The sequence below is a fragment of the Streptomyces sp. NPDC057287 genome (assembly GCF_042667905.1).
In the GTDB taxonomy this organism is placed as follows: domain Bacteria; phylum Actinomycetota; class Actinomycetes; order Streptomycetales; family Streptomycetaceae; genus Streptomyces.
Genome location: NZ_JBHUYV010000036.1, coordinates 1 through 19,259 on the forward strand (window position 1 = coordinate 1; position 19,259 = coordinate 19,259).

General features: G+C 72.3%; 15 protein-coding genes. 3 read left to right on the forward strand and 12 right to left on the reverse strand.

The window, feature by feature from the left end; all coding sequences use genetic code 11:
- A partial coding sequence (locus tag ACFUNE_RS37210) for a hypothetical protein (RefSeq protein WP_383577386.1) occupies positions 1-246 on the forward strand: 246 nt, incomplete at its 5' end.
- A gap of 137 nt (positions 247-383) precedes the next feature.
- Here the strand turns inward: ACFUNE_RS37210 and ACFUNE_RS37215 are convergent.
- Positions 384-1,391: a stage II sporulation protein M gene (locus ACFUNE_RS37215; protein WP_383577388.1), complete on the reverse strand. Its 1,008-nt coding sequence runs from the start codon at positions 1,389-1,391 to the stop codon at positions 384-386.
- Between the two features lie 119 nt (positions 1,392-1,510).
- Here ACFUNE_RS37215 and ACFUNE_RS37220 point away from each other — a divergent pair, with 119 nt between their 5' ends.
- Positions 1,511-2,482 carry an RDD family protein gene (locus ACFUNE_RS37220; protein ID WP_383577390.1) on the forward strand — a complete coding sequence of 324 codons (972 nt, stop codon included), beginning with the start codon at positions 1,511-1,513 and terminating at the stop codon, positions 2,480-2,482.
- A 73-nt stretch (positions 2,483-2,555) separates the two neighbouring features.
- Here ACFUNE_RS37220 and ACFUNE_RS37225 read toward each other — a convergent pair whose 3' ends face one another.
- The 9 genes from ACFUNE_RS37225 to ACFUNE_RS37265 form a co-directional block, all read right to left on the reverse strand.
- Entirely contained in the window at positions 2,556-3,188 is a 633-nt protein-coding gene (locus tag ACFUNE_RS37225) for a hypothetical protein (protein ID WP_383577392.1), read from the reverse strand.
- 124 nt (positions 3,189-3,312) lie between these two features.
- On the reverse strand, positions 3,313-4,770 hold the full coding sequence (gene ahcY / locus ACFUNE_RS37230; RefSeq protein ID WP_383577394.1) for an adenosylhomocysteinase: 1,458 nt from the start codon (positions 4,768-4,770) through the stop codon (positions 3,313-3,315).
- Positions 4,771-5,032: 262 nt separating this feature from the next.
- Positions 5,033-6,028, reverse strand: coding sequence for a cation diffusion facilitator family transporter (locus tag ACFUNE_RS37235; RefSeq protein WP_383577396.1), 996 nt, complete (start codon positions 6,026-6,028; stop codon positions 5,033-5,035).
- A gap of 88 nt (positions 6,029-6,116) precedes the next feature.
- Positions 6,117-7,337: a mannose-6-phosphate isomerase, class I gene (gene manA / locus ACFUNE_RS37240; protein ID WP_383577398.1), complete on the reverse strand. Its 1,221-nt coding sequence runs from the start codon at positions 7,335-7,337 to the stop codon at positions 6,117-6,119.
- A gap of 56 nt (positions 7,338-7,393) precedes the next feature.
- Positions 7,394-8,530 (reverse strand): SIS domain-containing protein, encoded by a 1,137-nt coding sequence (locus ACFUNE_RS37245; RefSeq protein WP_383577400.1) that lies wholly within the window; start codon positions 8,528-8,530, stop codon positions 7,394-7,396.
- A 92-nt stretch (positions 8,531-8,622) separates the two neighbouring features.
- Entirely contained in the window at positions 8,623-8,805 is a 183-nt protein-coding gene (locus tag ACFUNE_RS37250; protein WP_376379757.1) for a Trm112 family protein, read from the reverse strand.
- 243 nt (positions 8,806-9,048) lie between these two features.
- Positions 9,049-10,416, reverse strand: a complete 1,368-nt coding sequence (locus tag ACFUNE_RS37255; RefSeq protein ID WP_383577402.1) for a phosphomannomutase/phosphoglucomutase — start codon at positions 10,414-10,416, stop codon at positions 9,049-9,051.
- A gap of 62 nt (positions 10,417-10,478) precedes the next feature.
- The gene (locus ACFUNE_RS37260; RefSeq protein ID WP_383577404.1) at positions 10,479-12,095 is read right to left on the reverse strand and encodes an L-lactate permease; all 1,617 of its coding nucleotides are present in this window, start codon (positions 12,093-12,095) and stop codon (positions 10,479-10,481) included.
- A gap of 339 nt (positions 12,096-12,434) precedes the next feature.
- Complete coding sequence (locus tag ACFUNE_RS37265) at positions 12,435-12,806, reverse strand: DUF3499 domain-containing protein (RefSeq protein WP_383577406.1); 372 nt, start codon at positions 12,804-12,806, stop codon at positions 12,435-12,437.
- 321 nt (positions 12,807-13,127) lie between these two features.
- On the opposite strand from ACFUNE_RS37265, the gene ACFUNE_RS37270 reads away from it, so the two are divergent.
- Entirely contained in the window at positions 13,128-13,556 is a 429-nt protein-coding gene (locus tag ACFUNE_RS37270; protein ID WP_383577412.1) for a metallopeptidase family protein, read from the forward strand.
- Between the two features lie 20 nt (positions 13,557-13,576).
- Here ACFUNE_RS37270 and ACFUNE_RS37275 read toward each other — a convergent pair whose 3' ends face one another.
- Positions 13,577-15,109: a DUF5719 family protein gene (locus ACFUNE_RS37275; protein WP_383577408.1), complete on the reverse strand. Its 1,533-nt coding sequence runs from the start codon at positions 15,107-15,109 to the stop codon at positions 13,577-13,579.
- Positions 15,106-19,023, reverse strand: a complete 3,918-nt coding sequence (locus tag ACFUNE_RS37280; RefSeq protein WP_383577410.1) for a glycosyltransferase — start codon at positions 19,021-19,023, stop codon at positions 15,106-15,108. The genes ACFUNE_RS37275 and ACFUNE_RS37280 overlap by 4 nt, the downstream gene beginning before the upstream one ends.
- Positions 19,024-19,259: the final 236 nt, after the last annotated feature.

The following is a 19,259-nucleotide window of genomic DNA, read 5'->3' on the forward strand; positions in this document are numbered from 1 at the left end:
GCGGGTTTCGCTTTCCAGTTCTTCGCTTTCGCGTTTCCCTTTCCGGCGGTTCCAACTTTACCAGACTCTTTTCCGTTCCGTTTCCGGTCCGAATTTGATTCCGGCGGCCAGTGGAGCGGCCTTTGCCTTTCGGCTGACTCGACTTTATCAGAAGCAATTCGGCCGAAGCGAATCCGGCTTGACTGCTGGAAAGAAGAAGAATCGATCGGCTCCGCGGAGACGATGTCCCCTGCACGAGCAAGATGAACCTTAGTCGGTCCCATCAGAGCCTGTCCAGCTCGTTGGAACCGTTAAAATCTACCTCCCCACGCCGACCGTGTCAACGGTTTTTTGTGGGCGAAGAGGAGACTAGCAGGTCAGCGGCCCCAAACGCACATCGGCTCTTACGCCGCGGAGGGCAGCTCAGCGCTTCGCTCCGCCACTTCCAGATCACCTGTCTCCCCGGCGCGGGCCGCCCGGCCTCCCAGGACGTAGACATAGAGGAGGAAGGCCAGCTCAGCGGCGATGCCGATGGTGATGCGGGCCCAGGTCGGAAGGCCGGACGGGGTGACGAAGCCTTCGATGACTCCGGAGACGAACAGGACCAGCGCCAGCCCGATGGCCATGCCGATCGCGGCTCGGCCCTGCTGGGCGAGGGCCGAGCGCCGGGAGCGCGGCCCGGGGTCGATGACCGTCCAGCCGAGCCGGAGACCCGTGCCCGCCGCGACGAAGACCGCGGTCAGCTCCAGCAGGCCGTGCGGCAGGACGAGCCCCAGGAATGTGTCCAGCCGGCCGGCGGAGGACATCAGGCCGATCCCGACGGCGAGGTTGAGCACGTTGACGAAGAGGATCCAGATGACCGGGAGGCAGAGGAAGGCACCCAGTACGAGGCACATGGCTGCCGCCTGAGCGTTGTTCGTCCAGACCTGGGCCGCGAAGGAGGCGGCCGGATGACTGGAGTAGTACGTCTCGTACTCACCGCCGGGGCGGGTCAGCGCGCGCAGGTCCTCCGGGGCGGCGATCGACGCCTGGACCTCCGGGTGCGTGCCGATCCACCAGCCGATGACGGCAGCCAGAAGGACGGAGAGCACCGCCGTGGGCATCCACCAGTGCCGCGAGCGGTAGACGGCCGCAGGGAAGCCGGCGGTCAGGAAGCGAGCGGCGTCGCGCCACGAAGCACGGCGGCTCCCCGTCACGGTCGACCGCGCGCGGGCCACGAGGTGGGTGAGGCGAGCGGTCAGCACGGGGTCCGGGGCGCTGGACTGGATCAGGGACAGATGCGTGGCGGTGCGCTGGTACAGGGAGACGAGTTCGTCCGCCTCCTCACCTGTCAGGCTGCGCCCTCGGTGCAGAAGATGGTCCAGGCGGTCCCACTCGATGCGGTGGGTGGTCACGAAGACGTCGAGATCCATGGTCGGCTGCTGCTCCAGGCATGGTGCGTACGGGTCCGTACTACGGCGGTGCGCTGCGGGTCAGCTTGGCAGACTGTGGGCCCGAGGGGCAGGGAAGGGCGGCGAGGGGTGGGGTGGCGATGAATGAGCTCGTGACCGGGGACGCGGTCGTACTGGGGTTGCGGCCGGCGAGGCTGCCGAGCCGGGCTTTGGCGATCGCCATCGATCTCGCGGTTCTTCTGACTGTTTTCGTCCTGTTGTCCATCGGCCTGGCCGTGGCGACGGTGACGCTCGACGAGGCGGCCACCGCCGCGATCGCCGTCGCCATGTTTCTGCTGGTGCTGGTGGGCGGGCCGGTGGCGGTCGAGACGCTCAGCCATGGACGTTCGCTCGGGAAGCTCGCCTGTGGGCTCCGCGTCGTGCGGGACGACGGCGGGCCCATCCGGTTCCGGCACGCGCTCGTGCGCGGAGCGATGGGCATGGTCGAGATCCTGGCGACCTTCGGAGTGGTGGGCTGCATCGCCTCCCTGGTGTCCGCCCGTGGCCGCCGGCTCGGTGACGTGTTCGCGGGAACCCTCGTCGTACGTGAGCGGGTGCCGGCCGGGCGGGCGCGCGCCGTGCCGCCGCCGCCACCCTGGCTCGTGGGCCGTTTCGCCCAGCTGGATCTCTCGGGCGTTCCGGACGGGCTCTGGCTGGCGATACGGCAGTACCTGACGCGGATGGACCAGCTCGACGCGGTGGTACGCGATTCGCTGGCCGAGCAGCTGTCATCGGACCTCGCCTCGCGTACGGGAGTGCCCGTACCGCAGGGAGTTCCGGCTGCCGCCTACCTGGCAGCAGTGGTGAACGAGCGGCAGGCGCGCGACGTGCGGCGGGTGGCCGCGGCGGCGGGGCGCTCCGGCCGGGCACCGGTGCCCGCAGCCCTACCCGCCTCGGTCCCGGTCTCCGTCCCCGTCTCGGTCCCCGTATACGGAGGGCTTTCCGGCGCCCACCAGGCGGACGCCCACCCGGCGGACGTCCGGCCTGTGGGAGGCACCACGCACGCGGAGGGTTCCACGGACGGGAGCGGGGCCGGGGGGCAGGCCGCGACGGGATTCGCCCCTCCGGCCTGACCCGCAACCTGCCTGACCTCCAACCGGCCGGCCCCGAGCCGAAGGCCCGGCGGTCCGGCTCGCGGCTCCGGCCTCAGACCTCGTCCGCCCGGCGGGGCATGGCCGAGGGCGGGGATTCGAGGTGCTCCAGCTCGATTCCGGGCGCCGCCAGCACCACGTCACCCGCGATGTGGACCGCGTGCTGATCCCCGGTGTCCAGGGCGTTGACCTGGTATTCGTCCACGATCAGAGGACCGTTGTCAGTGGCGTGCGCTTCACTGTTCAGCAGGGACCAGGACTGGTCGACGGTGCGGGGGGCGAGAACCGGGTCCGTGAAGGTGACCAGACGGACGCGGGTCGCGGGGGAATCGGGGGTGAGGCGCAGGAGCCGGGCCGTGGCGACGAGGAATGCGGGGGATGCGCCGGAGAAGCTGTGGGCGCGGACGTTGCCCTCGGTGGCATGGGAACCGGTGGGGTCGGTCCGCACCCAGGTGACCCCGTCGAGGGCGGCGCCGCGGATCTGCCAGCTGCCGGCGTGCAGTTCGAGACGGATGGGGCGGCCGAGCTCGTCCAGGGCCAGATCGACGGAACCCAGGTGTGCGCCCGAGGGGGCCGTGCTCTGGGAGACGTAGCGCCAGCCGGAGGGGCCGGGCGCGCAGTGGAAGTGTTCTTCGCCGAGGGGGGTGTGGTCGTGGAGATCGTGGAGCGAATAACGGCCGCGGGGCATGGGGTCCTTCGGGTTCCTCGGGCTGTGCGGGTGCGGTACGGGGCAGGCCCCCGACACGGGGGTGCGGGGGCCTGCGCTCGGACCTGCTGCTGAGAACCGCGCCGGCCGGTGGCCGGCGGCGGGCTCAGTAGCGGTAGAGGTCGGACTTGTACGGGCCTTCGACCGGGACACCGATGTAGTCGGCCTGCTCCTGGCGCAGGGTCGTGAGCTTCACGCCCAGCGCGTCGAGGTGGAGGCGGGCGACCTTCTCGTCCAGGTGCTTCGGGAGCACGTAGACGTCGGTGGGGTACGCCTCGGGCTTGGTGAACAGCTCGATCTGGGCCAGGGTCTGGTCCGCGAACGAGTTGGACATGACGAACGAGGGGTGACCGGTGGCGTTGCCGAGGTTCAGCAGACGGCCCTCGGACAGCACGATCAGGACCTTGCCGTCCGCGAACGTCCAGGTGTGGACCTGCGGCTTGACCTCGTCCTTGACGATGCCGTCGATCTTGGCGAGACCCGCCATGTCGATCTCGTTGTCGAAGTGGCCGATGTTCCCGACGATGGCCTGGTGCTTCATCCGGGCCATGTCGGCGGCCATGATGATGTCCTTGTTGCCCGTCGTCGTGACGAAGATGTCCGCGGTCTCCACCACGTCGTCCAGCGTCGCGACCTGGTAGCCGTCCATCGCGGCCTGCAGGGCGCAGATCGGGTCGATCTCCGTGATGATCACCCGGGCGCCCTGACCGCGGAGGGACTCCGCGCAGCCCTTGCCCACGTCGCCGTAGCCGCAGACGACGGCGGTCTTGCCGCCGATCAGGACGTCGGTGGCGCGGTTGATGCCGTCGATCAGCGAGTGGCGGCAGCCGTACTTGTTGTCGAACTTCGACTTGGTGACCGCGTCGTTGACGTTGATCGCCGGGAAGAGGAGGGTGCCGTCGCGGTGCATCTCGTACAGCCGGTGCACACCGGTCGTGGTCTCCTCGGTCACGCCGCGGATCTCGGACGCCAGCTGCGTCCACTTCTGCGGGGACTCACCGAGGGTGCGGTTCAGCAGGGTGAGGATGTACGCGTACTCCTCGCTGTCCGCGGTCGAGGGGTCCGGGGCCTCGCCGGCCTTCTCGAACTCGACGCCCTTGTGGACGAGGAGGGTGGCGTCGCCACCGTCGTCGAGGATCATGTTCGGGCCGCCGGTGGGGGTGTTGGGCCAGGTCAGAGCCTGCTCCGTGCACCACCAGTACTCCTCCAGCGTCTCGCCCTTCCAGGCGTAGACCGGGACGCCGGCGGGGGCGTCCGGAGTGCCGTTCGGACCGACCGCGATGGCGGCGGCGGCGTGGTCCTGGGTCGAGTAGATGTTGCAGGAGGCCCAGCGGACCTCGGCGCCCAGGGCGACCAGGGTCTCGATGAGCACCGCGGTCTGCACCGTCATGTGCAGCGAGCCGGTGATCCGGGCGCCGGCCAGCGGCTGCGTGGCGGCGAACTCCTTGCGGATGGACATCAGGCCGGGCATCTCGTGCTCGGCGAGGGTGATCTCCTTGCGCCCGAAGGCGGCGAGGGAGAGGTCGGCGACCTTGAAGTCCTGGCGGTTGGCGGCCGTCGTCATAACGGGCTGCTCCTCGTAGTGGGTCGAGGGTGGACTGGCTGGCTCTGCGGCGGTCACGGGCACACGAATGCCCGGGCGATCCGCAGTGCAGTCCGTCGGAGGCCCTCTCTCCCTCGGCCGGCCCGCTTCCGCGAACCGATCGACCGCCATCAGCAGCGACGTCTGGTACTCCCCCGAATCTACACCGAACGGCCCAGTGAGCCCCAGCCCACCTGAGCGGTGGCATGGGTCACGGGGCCGTTCGGGGCTGGTACCCGGCAGGTCAGTGGCCGGATCCCGTCGGCGCGTCGTCGGGCGACGCGGGGCCACCCGGAGTCTTTGCCGGGTTGGTTCCGGCCGCGGCTGCCGACGCGTCGTAGATGTCGGGCTCCAGGTAGATGACCCGGGCGATCGGGACGGCCTCGCGGATCCTGCTCTCCGCGGCGTTGATCGCCTCCGCGACCTCGGCGGCGGTCTCCTCCGCCCGTACCGCGATCTTGGCTGCCACCAGCAGTTCTTCCGGACCGAGGTGGAGCGTGCGCATGTGGATGATGCGGGTGACCGTGTCACCGTCGACCACGGAGGCGCGGATCTTCTCGACGTCCTCGACCCCGGCCGCCTCACCGAGCAGCAGCGACTTCGTCTCGGCGGCGAGGACGATCGCGATGACGATCAGCAGGATGCCGATGCACAGGGTGCCGATGCCGTCCCAGACGCCGTCGCCGGTGGCCAGCGCCAGGCCGACACCGCAAAGGGCCAGGACGAGGCCGACGAGCGCGCCGAGGTCCTCGAGGAGGACGACCGGCAGCTCGGGCGCCTTGGCCCGGCGGACGAACTGCGTCCACGAAAGCTTGCCCCGGGTCAGGTTCGACTCCGCGATGGCCGTACGGAAGGAGAAGCCCTCGGCGATGATCGCGAAGACCAGCACACCGACCGGCCAGTACCAGGCCTCGATCGCGTGCGGGTGCTTGATCTTCTCGTAGCCCTCGTAGATCGCGAACATGCCACCGACCGAGAACAGCACGATCGACACGAGGAAGGCGTAGATGTAACGCTCGCGCCCGTATCCGAAGGGGTGCTGGGGGGTCGCCTCGCGCTGCGCCTTCTTGCCGCCGAGCAGCAGCAGGCCCTGGTTGCCCGAGTCCGCCAGCGAGTGGACGCTCTCCGCCAGCATCGACGACGAACCACTGAAGAGGAACGCCACGAATTTGGCCACTGCGATCGCGAGGTTGGCGGCAAGTGCCGCCACGATCGCCTTGGTTCCGCCTGACGCGCTCATGGGTGCGTGGTGTCCCTTCCTCGGTGCTGCGGCACGGGCGCCGCGTTACGGCCGGACATTGTTGCAGCCGCTGGGTGCGGACGGTACGTCAGACCACCACGGTCGCGCGGAAGAGTGTCCCCGTACCAGCCACTTCGACCGTTTCGCCCGCCGGGACGAAGACGGATTCGCCGGGTGCGAGGGCGATCGTCCCGGCCGTCGGAGTGCCTGCCGTGCAGAGCAGGATCTGCGGGGTGGGCACCGTGAGGTCGACGGGGGCGCCGCCGGACGGCAGGACGTAGCGCGACAGCCGGAACTCGTCGACCGGCGTCTCGTACAGCTCCTCGCCGGTGGGCGCAGCCTCGGGGCGCAGGATGCCGGGCTCGGTGGCTTCGAAGCGGACGATGCGCAGCAGTTCGGGCACATCGATGTGCTTGGGGGTCAGACCGCAGCGCAGCACGTTGTCCGAGTTGGCCATGATCTCGACACCCAGGCCGCCGAGATACGCGTGCGGCACTCCGGCACCGAGGAACATGGCCTCGCCGGGCTGGAGTTGTACGTAGTTCAGCAGCATGGCCGCGATGACGCCCGGGTCGCCGGGGTAGTGGTGGGCGATCTGGGCGTACGGGGCATGGGCGCCGCCGAGCCGTTCCGCGGCCTCCGCCGCCTCGGCGACCGTGTGCGCCATCTCTGCGGGATCGGCGGTGAGGATCGCCGTGAGGACCTCGCGCAGGGCCCCGTCCTCCGGGTGGGCGAGGAGCAGGTCCACATAGGGCTTGAGGGAGTCCACGCCGAGAGCCGCTATCAGGTCGGCGGACTCGGCGGGCCTGCGGAAGCCGCACAGCCCGTCGAACGGCGTGAGCGCGCAGATCAGCTCGGGCTTGTGGTTGGCGTCCTTGTAGGTGCGGTGGGGTGCATCGGCGGGGATGCCCCGGCGCTCCTCGTCCGCGTACCCCTGCTGTGCCTGCGCGAGGTCCGGGTGGACCTGGAGGGACAGCGGGGCGCCGGCGGCGAGCAGCTTGAGCAGGAAGGGGAGGCGGGGGCCGAAGGCACGGACGGCCGGGGCGCCGAGCTCGCGTTCGGGGTCGGCCGCGATGACGTCCGTGAGGGACCGCATGTCCGCGACGACGCCCGCGAGGGCCTGCTCGCCCGCGCCGGATCCGGCGCCGTCCGGTCCCGGGGAGCGGCTGAGGCGCGAAGGGGCTCCCGGGTGGGCCCCCATCCACATCTCGGCCTGCGGTTCGCCGGTCGGGGCTGTGCCGAGCAGCTCGGGGATGGCCGTGGTGGACCCCCAGGCGTAGGGGCGCACGGTGTTGGAGAGCCGGTCCATGGAGATGTGTCCTCGTGGGATGCGCGGGGGCGTGAAGGCCCGTGGAAGGTGGGCCGTCAGGCCCTGTTGTCGGAGGCCAGGGAGGCGTAGACGGCGGCGAAGTCGGTGACCGCGAGGAGCTCGGCGAGGGCTTCGAGTTGGCTGCCCTCCTCCGGTTCCAGTTCGCTGATCGCCGTGTCGTGGCTCAGGGCCAGCTCGCGGGCGGCCGGGCTCGCGGTCAGGCCGCCGGTGGGCCGGTCCCGGAGGAGGACGACCCTGGCCCGCATGGCCTCCGGCTCGTCCACCCGGTCCCGGAAGAAGTCGTCGGGGTCGGCCCCCGCGGCGAACGCCCCGGCGAGCAGGCCTCCGTGGGAGGGCAGCGCCTGCGGCAGTTCGGCCACGAGCGCCGGGCGTCCGGCGAGCTCGGCCAGGACGGCGGCGAAGCGGCGCCCGACGGGGCCGGCGGCCTCGCCCTCGGTCCAGACGAGGGGCAGGCTGTCGGCGAGCTCCGCGGCGAGGGTCTTGGCCGGGTTGCTGTACGTGGCGATGGCCGGACCGCAGCGCTCGGCGGTGCGGTCGAGGCGGTCGGCCACCTTCTGCAGCGTCTCGGGCGGCGCGTCGAGCAGCCCCACCCGGTCCAGCAGGGCGAGCAGTGGGGTCAGGAGGGCCCAGAGCGTGCCGGGTCCCGCCGCCGAGGTCTCGGCGTCGTACTCCCCGTGCGGGGCGGCGGCCATCGGTACGACGAGTCCGTGGACCCCGTCGACCGCCTCGCGCAGCGGGGACCGGACGGGGGCGACGGCGACGACCGTGCAGCCGCGGCGGTACGCCTGCTCGGCGAGCAGTGCGAGGCCGGGCTCCGAGCCGTCGGCCGTGGCGATGAGCAGCAGGTCCACGGATCCGGCCCAGCCCGGCAGCGTCCAGCGCAGCGCGCCCGCGGCTGCCGCGACCCCGGTGGGCCGGATCGCGGTGACGGGTGCGGAGGCGCCCGCGAGGGCGCCGATCAGGTCGGCGACCCCCGTGGCGGCGGTGCCCGGCCCCGCCACGAGGACGGCGCGGGGCCGGCCTTCGGGGGCCAGCGCGCCGACTCCCGCCTCGGCGGCGTGCCGGGTGGCGGTGCGGACGCGGGCTCCGGCCTCGGCGGCGCCGCGGAGCAGATTCCGCCGGTCGGCTCGTGCCAGGGCTTCCGGTGCGTCGAGCAACGACTCGTCGAGCATGTGGTGGGCCTCCGATCACCGTGCTGATCAGGGTGCGGGTTACGCGGGGCGGCGGGCCCCGTCGGCTGACGCGGGCGGCGGGCCCCGTCCGCCTACGCGGGGCGGCGGGCCTCGTCGACGAGGAGCACCGGGATGTCGTCCCGTACCGGATAGGCGAGACCGCAGTCCGTGCCGGTGCAGACCAGCTCGGGGCTCTCGGCCGCGGAGCGGTCGTCGAGCCCGGCGTGACAGGCCGGGCAGGCGAGGATCTCCAGAAGGCCGGCTTCGAGCGGCATGGGGTGGGTCCCTTCAGGCATGCGGTGCGGATCCGGTCCGGCCACAGTTCGGGGCCGGTGGAGCTTGGGGCGTGGTCAGCCTACCGCCGGGCCGGGAGGGTCGCGGCCCGGCAGGCCCCGCCCGGCAGGGCATGCATCGGCGGCATGCCCTGGCCGGGCGGGGCGAGCCCGGAGGGTTCCTCGCGGCTCGTGGGCACCCGGTGGCGGCTGTGCCCACGGGGCGTGTGCCCCGATGCGGACCGGTCACGCCCGGACGAGGGCGAGGACCTCGTCGCGTACGGCCGTCATCGTCCGGGCGTCCCGTGCCTCGACGTTCAGGCGCAGCAGCGGCTCGGTGTTCGAGGCACGGAGGTTGAACCACCAGTCGCCGCCGGTCACCGTGAGCCCGTCGAGCTCGTCGAACCGCACGCCGTCCCGGCCTTCGTACGCCGCCCTGATCGCCGACACCCGGCCGGCCTGGTCGTCGACGGTGGAGTTGATCTCGCCGGATCCCGTGTAGCGGTCGTAGCTGTCGAGGAGCCCGGAGAGCGGGCCGTCCTGGCCTCCGAGTGCGGCCAGGACGTGCAGGGCGGCGAGCATGCCCGTATCGGCGTTCCAGAAGTCGCGGAAGTAGTAGTGCGCGGAGTGCTCGCCGCCGAAGATGGCTCCGTGTTCGGCCATCTCGGCCTTGATGAAGGAGTGGCCGACGCGGGTACGGACGGGTGTCCCGCCGTTCTCCCGGACTACCTCGGGGACCGACCAGGAGGTGATGAGGTTGTGGATGACGGTGCCCTTGCCGCCGTTGCGGGCCAGTTCGCGTGCGGCGACCAGGGCCGTGATCGCGGAGGGGGAGACGCCCTCACCGCGCTCGTCGACGACGAAACAGCGGTCGGCGTCCCCGTCGAAGGCGAGACCGAGGTCGGCGCCCTCCGCGAGGACGCGGGCCTGGAGGTCGACGATGTTCTTCGGGTCGAGGGGGTTGGCCTCGTGGTTCGGGAAGGTGCCGTCGAGCTCGAAGTACATGGGTACGAGGTCGAGGGGCAGGCCCGCGAAGACGGTGGGGACGGTGTGGCCGCCCATGCCGTTGCCCGCGTCGACGACGACCTTGAGCGGCCGGATCCCTTCGAGGCCGACGAGGCCCAGCAGGTGCGCGGCGTAGTCGGAGAGGGTGTCGCGCTCGGTGACCGTGCCCCGGGTGACGGCGGCTGTGGCGGGCACACCGTGCTCCGACCACTGTTCGACCAGCGTGCGGATCTCGGTCAGGCCGGTGTCCTGGCCCACGGGAGCAGCCCCGGCGCGGCACAGTTTGATGCCGTTGTACCGCGCCGGGTTGTGCGAGGCCGTGAACATCGCTCCGGGCAGGTCCAGTGCCCCGGACGCGTAGTACAGCTGGTCCGTCGAGCAGAGCCCGATGAGGGTCACGTCGGCGCCGCGCACGGTGGCACCGCGCGCGAAGGCGGCGGCCAGCCCGGGTGAGGACGGCCGCATGTCGTGGCCGATCACGATCGCGTCCGCGTCGGTGACCTGGACGAAGGCGGCGCCGAACAGTTCGGCGAGCGCCTCGTCCCACTGGTCGGGCACGACTCCGCGCACGTCGTACGCCTTCACGAGCTGCGACAGGTCAGCAACCACGGCCGGTCCTCCTGGGGGTCTCTGCGGACCGCCCAAACTACCCGGCGGTCCGCGGCCTCAGGTCAGGGGAGCATCCAGCCCAGTACCGCCGTGCTCTGTGCCATCACCACCAGGCACATCACCAGCAGCAGGCCGAGGCTCCAGGGCAGGACCTTGCGCAGCAGATCACCCTCACGTCCGGCGAGGCCGACGGCCGCGCAGGCGATCGTCAGGTTCTGCGGGGAGATCATCTTGCCCAGCACTCCCCCGGAGCTGTTCGCGGCGGCGAGGAGTTCCGGCGAGAGACCGGACTCCCGTGCGGCGGACACCTGGAGAGCGCCGAAGAGGGCGTTGGCCGAGGTGTCCGAGCCGGACACGGCGACGCCGAACCAGCCGAGCACGGGGGAGAGGAAGGCGAGTCCGGCACCGGCCGCGGCGACGGACTGGCCGATGGTGGCGGCCTGTCCGGAGAGATTCATGACGTAGGCGAGGGCGAGCACGGACGTCACGGTGAGGATCGCGTAGCGCAGTTCGCGCACGGTGGCCGCCCACTCCCGCACCGCGGTGCCGGCCCGTACGCCGAGCACGACTGCGGTGATCAGGCCGGCGAGCAGGACGAGGGTGCCGCCGGTGCCGAGGAGCGGAAGGGTGAACACGTTGGCGCCCACCGGTTCGCCGTCGGGTCCCGCGACATCGAGGAACGGCCAGTCGAAGACGCGGGTCGCCTCGGCCAGCAGTTCCTTGACCGGCGGGATCTGGGCGAGGGAGAACACCGCGACGATCAGGGCGTACGGGGCGTAGGCCCGCAGCACCTCCCGGCGCGGGTCCTCCTGGTCCAGGTCATCGCTGCGTGCGCCCGTCAGCACGGACGCGCGTACGGGTTCGTCGGCGGGCCTGCGGGCTCCGGGGACGGCGATCAGCGCGCCCGCGCCCACCAGAGCCGCCGCGATGTCGGCGAGCTGGGCCGAGAAGAAGTTGGACGCGGCGAACTGCGCGACGGCGAAGGCCACTCCGCAGACGAGTGCGGGCACCCAGGTCTCCCGCAGCCCTCGCCTGCCGTCGACCAGGAAGACCAGGATCAGCGGGACGACGAGCGCGAGCAACGGGGTCTGACGGCCGACGACCGTCGCGACGTCGTCCAGCGGAAGGCCGGTGACCTGGGCGAGCGTCACCACGGGTGTTCCCATGGCGCCGAAGGCGACAGGGGCGGTGTTGGCGACCAGGGACACGACGGCGGCCTTCACCGGGTCGAAGCCGAGCGCGACGAGCATGACCGAGCAGATCGCGACGGGAGCACCGAAACCCGCCAGCGCCTCCAGGAGGGCGCCGAAGCAGAAGGCGATGACGAGTGCCTGGATGCGGGGGTCGTCGGAGACCCTGCCGAAGGAGCGCCTCAGGATGTCGAAGTGCTGCGTGCGAACGGTCATCCGGTACACCCAGAGGGCGTTGACGACGATCCACATGATGGGGAAGAGACCGAAGAGGACGCCTTGCGCCCCTGCGGACAGGGTCTGCCCCACGGGCATGCCGAACGCCAGCCATGCGACGAGCACGGCGACGGCGAGACCGATGAGCCCGGCACGGTGGGCCTTCATGCGGACGGCGCCGAGCAGGACCAGAACGGTCACCAGCGGCAAGGAGGCGACAAGAGCGGACAGACCGAGCGAATCGGCTACGGGTTCGAGTTGCTGGACAAACACACAGACCTCCCCGGATTCCGTGATGCGGAAGCGATCTCTCACGGGTGGGGGAATGGTCGTGTCCGCGACAAGCCAGCGTCAATGCTCCGTACCGGAAAACTTCGTGCGCGTGGAGACGTGACGGACGGGACGCACGGGGCAGGAGGTGTGTCGGAGGCCCGGAACCCGTGGGGCAGACGCGCCGCGGGGCGTGCAGCCGCGGTGACAGACGCCGAGGGTCGGTCGCGCGAGATGTCGTGGCAGAAGCCCTGGCAGACACCGTGGATCAGTCGTCGCAGACGTAGGAAGCCGGAACGGCTGGAGGTCCGGGAGTCCGGGGCCGGCTGAGCGAACGAGGTGTCAGGAGTCCGGCGAGCGCAGCACCCGGAGGTGGCTCCGGCGCGCGACCTCGACCGGATCCGCCGCTCGCGGTCCCCTGCCGACCTGCTGCCGGTCCTGGGGCCGGGCCGCCTCGCGCACGGCGTTGGCAAGCGCTTCGAGATCGTCACCGCTGGGGCGGGTGGGGGCCGAGGGGTCGGAGAGCCGGACGACCTCCCAACCGCGTGGCGCGGTGAGCCGCTCGCCGTGCTCGGCGCAGAGGTCGTAGCAGTGGGGCTCGGCATAGGTGGCGAGCGGGCCGAGGACCGCGGTCGAGTCGGCATAGACGTACGTCAGTGTCGCGACGGCGGGACGGCCGCACGCAGTTCGCGAACAGCGACGTACAGGGCTCACGATGTTGGACGGTACCGCACTCTTGAGCGGGCTGCGACGACTCTCCCCCGGCTCACCCCCTCGTGTCGCCCTGTGGACCGGGCCCCGCGCGGCTCCTGCGCAGCCGGTTCCACCTGCGCGGCAGCCGGTGTGCGCCGCTGCGCGCGGCCCGCCCCGGGCCGCCGGGGAGAACACAAGCGGTCACACGACCGCGGGTCCGCGATCGGAGCACGGACCGGAACCGCACCCGACCCTGGCCGGAATGTTCATCTTGAGACATCCGGCGGGCCCGCCGGGAAGCAGTGATCGCCTCCGCCCGAGGAGAGTTACGCTGCGTCGGTGATGGACAGTCCCGTACCGCCCCAGCCGTCCGAGCCGCGGCCCCGCCGCCGCGACCGCCACGGCCGTGGCATGCGCGGACCGGTCGCGCCGCCCCAGGTACCGCTGTCCGTCAGCAGGGCCGAGAGTTTCCGGGATCTCGTCCAGGATTCGGTGGAGCGGCTGGAGCGGCGCTGGCCGCAGCTGACGGACGTCGACTTCCTGGTCCTCGACGTGCCCGGCTCCCTCGAGGACACCGTGCCGCTGGGACGCGCGATCTCCGCCGCGAAGGGCCGGCCCGCGCAGATCGTCGTCTACCGGCGCCCCGTCGAGATCCGCACCAAGAGCCGCGACGAGCGCGCGATGCTGGTGCACGAGGTCGTGGTGGAGCAGGTCGCCGAGCTGCTGGGCCTCTCGCCCGAGTCGGTCGACCCGCGCTACGGGCAGGACTGAGCCCGCCCGCAGCGCGGTCCTCAGTCGTCCAGGACCGACAGGTCCTGCTCCGCCTGCGGCACCTCGACCGTGCCCCCGTCGTCCGGCAGCGTCTGCACGGTGAACATGTCGACGCCGCTCTCCGCCACCTCGAGCGTGCGGGCCGCGTGCACCGGGCCGCCCGACTCGGTCTCCACCGTCAGGGCGTAGCCGCCCTTGAGGCCGGCCGGGGCCTCCGGCGTCACTTCGAGCGTCGTGCCGCCCTTGACCGTGTACGTCTTGACGGTCGCCTCGCCGCCCTCACTGCCCGCCGACGCGGTGACCTTGACCTCGGCCGTCGCTCCCGGGGCTGTCAGGGAGAGCACCGAGCCCTTCGCACGGTTGTCGGCGACGCTCGCCCGCTCCCCCACCGCCTCGGTCGCCGGGATGAACGCGACTTCCTGCTTGGCCCCGGTACCGCGCACCACGCGCAGCGCGGCGACCACCGGAGTCGTGCTGCCGTCGGCGGGGGACAGCCGGAGCGAGCCCGGCTCGCCCCGCGTGACGTCCTTGAGGTCGACGCTCGCGGTCATCTGCGACTTGATGTGCAGGGTGGAGTTCCCGGCCGGTGAGAACGTCGCGCTCTTGCCCATGAGCTGGACCTTGACGTCGGCGTCGTCCTCCCCCGGCGCGAACGCCACCAGGCGCACGGAGGTGGCGTCGGCGGGGATGCCCGGCAGGACCTGGGTGCCGGCCGGGTCGGCGGAGGCGGCCAGCCAGTCGCTGCCCACCTCGTCCTCGGCCGCGCTCACGACCGCACCGACGCGTCCCGTCCTGGTGGTGACATGGACGGTCACGTTCTCGGCGGCCTCACCGGTGAGGGTCGAGATCAGCATCGGGACGCTCGACCTCGCCGGGACCGTGATGCCCTCCCCCACGTCGGACTTGAGGGGGCCGTCCGCTCCGTACAGCTCGATGTCGGCGACGGCGGCACTGTCGTCGGGGTTCGTCAGGTGGACGTAGTCCTGGCGGCTCGCCCCGGTGCTCGCACCCGGGAACCAGAAGTCCGTGTCCGGGGCGGTGCAGCTGACGCCGAGCAGGCCGCGGGCGCTTCCCGCGGCGGTCGTGGTGGTCTGCTGGGCGGTCCAGCCGGGGGCGAACTTCCCGGTCGCGGTGCCGACCAGCGCGGGGGCGTCGGACTTGGAGGTCTCGGCGGTGGCAGGCCTGCCGAGATCCTTCAAGGAGACGACCAGCTTGTCGTCGGCCGCCTTCTCCTTGTCCGCGTCGTCCTTCTTGTCCTCGTCCTTGCCCGCCGGCGCGTCCTCGTCCGCCGGGAGGGGCTCGGCCGTCTTCAGCTCGGCGGCACCGGCCTCCCCGCCGTTCTTCCCCGCCGGGGTGAAGGAGGAGTACGTCGTCTCCGCCAGGTCGGACATGCTCGGCGCCGGGCACAGCAGGCTGGAGCGCTCGACCGGAAGCCGGGCGGCGGCCCGGGCCTCCGTCGTGCCCGCGTCACCGGGCGCGGTGAGCGCGGCGAAACCGGTGACGGCGGCGAGGGCGACGACGCCCGCGATGAGGGACAGGGGGGTGGACTTCACTCTGACTCGCCTCGCGATGCGTTGCCGTTGCCGTTGCCGTTGCCGTTGCCGTTGCCGGTCTGCCAGTGGCCGTGGCCCGGGGTTGTGTTCCCGTCGTGCCCGTCGTGCCCGTCGTGCCCGTCCTGCCCGTCCTGCCCGTCGTACTGCGCGGCCTCGCCGGTTCCCGGGGCGTAGGGCTGCTGCTGGGCGTAGCCGTACGGGTCGTACGCGCCCTGCTGCTGGTACGGGTCCTGCTGGTAGGGGTCGGCCTGGTAGTACTGGCCGGCGTCCTGCCCGCTCTGGTACTGGCCGTAGTCGGCGCCCTGGTACTGCTGCGCGTCCCACTCCCCGTAACTCTGCTGCGGGACGGCCGCGTAGGTGCCCGTCCCGTCCTGGTCGCCGGGCAGAGCCGCGTACGTGCCCGTCCCCTCCTGGTCCGGCAGAGCCGCGTACGTCCCCGTCCCGTCCTGGTCGCCCGGGACGGCCGCGTAGGTGTTCGTCCCGTCCTGGTCGCCCGGGACGACCGCGTACGGATCGGCGTTCTGCTGCGCCGGGATGTACTCGCCCGGGGCCTGTTCCGGAATGCCAGGAGCGGCATCGCCGTACCCGGTCCCCGGGCTGTCCTCCGCGTAGGCCGGGGCGCCGGTGTCGTCGCCCGCCACCGTTTCCGCCTGGGCGGCCGCGCGCAGCCTGCGGGCCCGGCGGCCCTCACCGGCGACCGGCTCGGCCGGGACGGTCTCGGTCTCCTCGGGCAGATCGTCGTCGATCTCCCGGCGGCGGCCCGGCAGGGCCAGCACCACCAGGACGACGCCGAGCGCCACCTGCGTCCAGACCCAGACGGTGTGCGTGAGGGGCGCGTCGTACGTGAGGTCGAGCGTGCCGCCCTCGGTGGGCAGCTCGAAGCCCTGCGCCCAGCCGTCCACGGTCTTCGGGGTCAGGGCCCGGCCGTCCAGCGTGGCCTGCCAGCCCGGGTCGGCCGCGTCGGCGATCCGCAGCACGCGGCCGGGGTCGCCGTCGGGAATCGTGGAGTGCGCCTCGACCGGGAGCGATCCGACGGGCACGGGCTCGCTGTCCGCACCGGACGGGACGATCGCGAGCCGGGAGACCTGCCGGTCGACCCGCCACAGGGCGCTGCCGTCCAGCTGGCTGAGCCGGCTCAGTCCCGGCGTCGAGTCCAGCACGCGGCTCATCTGCCGCGGCGCGCCGTCCCGCACGAGGACGTAGCGGACGGCGAAGCCGCTGAGCTGGCTCCCCTGGTCCGCGCCGGAGCCCGCGACCAGGTTGGCGACCACCTTGTCGAGGTGGGTGTTGCTGCCGCCCGCCTCGGTGAGTTCGGCGTCGCCGAGCCGGGCACCCGAACCCCGGACCAGGCTGTAGGAGACGGCGTCCGGCGACGAGCCCCCGAGCACCAGGGTGCGTGCCTGGTCCCGCGTGGCACTCTCCTCCGCAACGAAGGCGGGCACCTGCACGGGGTCGCGTCGCTCCAGGGGACCGGCCGCGCCCCCGATCATCCAGCCGACCGCGGCGAGGACCGGGGCGAGCCCGGCGGCCAGGGCGATCAGCGCGGCGGCCGGCTGACGCCAGCCGAAGCTCAGAGCGGCGACCCGGATCCGGGCGCCGTCCGCGCCGAGCAGCGCGGCGGCGAGCAGCGCGATGCCGTAGACGAGGGTGGCCGGGCCGGCCCAGGTGGAGCCGTTCGAGATCGCGGCGAAGGCCAGGGCGACGAGCACGACGGCCCAGGCGGCGCGGATCGCGAACTGCCGCTCCCCGCGCATCAGGGCGGCCAGCGCCGCCAGCACGATGCCCAGCAGGAGGACGCCGCCCGCGGCCTTGGGACCGCCGGGGCTGATGCCGAGCAGGTCGAGAGCGGACGCGGTGCCCGTACCGATGTCGAGCCCGGCTTCCTTCAGGAATCCGGACGGGCCGGTCAGCAGGGACAGCGACCAGGGTGCGAGGACCAGCATCGGGGTGCCGGCCACGGCCAGGAAGCGCAGGCCGTACGCGACGATGTCGTTCCGGCGCAGGACGAGCACTCCGATGCCGAGGACGACCGCGAGAGGCCAGACGATCGGGGTGAAGGCCGTCGTGAAGGTGAGCAGCAGGGTGTACGCCCAGGTGGCGCGCCAGCTGCCGCGGGCGGTCGAGCCGTCGCCGCGCCCCCCGGGCGCGGCGACGGCGGCGCGGGCGATCAGCGGGAGGAGGACGGCCAGGACGGCCGTGCCGAGACGGCCGGTGGCCAGCGCTCCGGTCGCGGCGGGCAGGAAGGCGTACGCGATGCTCGCCCAAGCGCGCAGCAGCCGGGATTCGATCAGCGGCCGGGAGGCGAAGTAGGCGGTGAGGCCGGCGAGCGGCACCGAGCAGACGAGCAGCAGGGTGAGCGCGAAACCCGTGGAGCCGAGGAACAGGGCCGACAGGGCCGCGATCACACCGAGGTAGGGCGGTGCGGACTGGGTCCCGCCGGTTCCGACGGGGTGCCAGCCGTCGGCGTAGCGCGCCCAGAGCTCGGAGACGTCTGCGGGGGCGGGCAGCAGCGCGCCGCCCGCGAGGGCGCCGCCGGAGAGCAGGCTCCGGCAGGCCACCAGGGAGACGAGGAGGAGGAGCAGGAAGAGCACGGGGCCGGGCTTGCGTCCGACCTTCTTGAGCCGCGCGAACTGCTCGACCTCCAGGAAGTCGGCGTCGTCGCCGCCGGGCCCGGACTCGACCGCTCCGTGCCGTGAGCCACCGGAGTCGGAGTCGGTGCGGTTGCCGAAGTTGCCCGCGACCTGTTCGAAGGTGGCGCGGACCGTGGCTCCGGGCGGCGGGAACAGGGAGCGCAGTTCGGCCGCGTCCACCGTCCCTCTGCCGCGGGCGCGGCGCGCGGCGATGATCCTCCCGGGCCGCAGAAGGGTGCCGAAGAGCCCGGCGACCTCGTCGAGGGCCTGTCCGGGCACCTTGCCGACGAGGTAGGCGAGGGTGCGCAGCAGGGTGCCGACGATGAGGCGGAGGAGGGCCCACGGCAGCTGCTTGCCGCGGGAGTTCACCAGCATCGTGTAGACGGCGCCCGCCTTGTCGACGCGGTGCGGGCTGGAGACGGAGCGTCCGGCGCAGTCGATGGGACGGCGTTCCCTCGCGGAGGCCTCGGCGTGCCGCAGCACGGCGTCGGGGGCCACGAGCACCCGGTGGCCCGCCATGTGGGCGCGCCAGCAGAGGTCGACGTCGTCACGCATCAGCGGAAGTCTGCGGTCGAAGCCGCCGAGTTCCTCCCAGACGTCGCGGCGCACCAGCATGCCCGCGGAGGAGACGGAGAGCACGGTACGGACCTGGTCGTGCTGGCCCTGGTCCTGCTCACGGCGGTCCAGCCCCGTCCAGCGGCGTCCGCTGTTGGCGATGGAGACGCCGACCTCGAGGAGTTGCTTGCGGTCGTACCAGCCGCGCAGTTTGGGCCCGACGATCGCGGCGTGCGGGTCGTTGTCGACGACGCGGAGCAGCTCGGCGAGCGCGTCCGGCTCGGGGGCGCTGTCGTCGTGCAGCAGCCAGAGCCACTGGACGGGTTCGCCGTGCGGAAGCTCCGGCAGGTCGTACGCGTCGTCACGCCAGCTCCGGGTGACCGGGTCCCATCCGCTGGGGCGTTTCAGATACGGCAGGTCGTCGGGGGTGAGGACGCCTGCCGTGCGGGTCGCCTCGTCGACGGCGGTGCCGAAGCTCGTACGCCGCGCCAGGTGGAGGACGCGCTCGCCGCCGAGCGCCTCGGTGACCAGTCGGGCGGAGTCGTCGGCGCTGCCGGTGTCGGCGGCGACGACGTTCTGTACGGGGCGTTCCTGCCCGAGTAGTCCGCCCAGCACGCGGGGCAGCCAGCGCTCGCCGTCGTGCGAGACGAGCACGGCGGTGACGACGTGGCGGGGGAACTCTGGGGCGGCGGCCTCGTTCGGCGCCGCCGAGTGGCTGTGCACGGACATCGGGGTACGGGCCCTCCGGCCGGGTCCGGAGGGGGGTCCCCCCGGGGGCTGCATCGGTGTACACGCGCGCCCCGGCGGGGCGTTGGCGCGTCTCTCGGACGGGGCCCCACACTAACGGTACGGCCGTGCGCCCCGCGCCGAGCGGTTGACCGGCGGGAACGCGGGACGGCCGGAGACGGCGGACATGGCGATGGCCTGGGGGCCGCACCCTGTGTGCAGGGTGCGGCCCCCAGGCC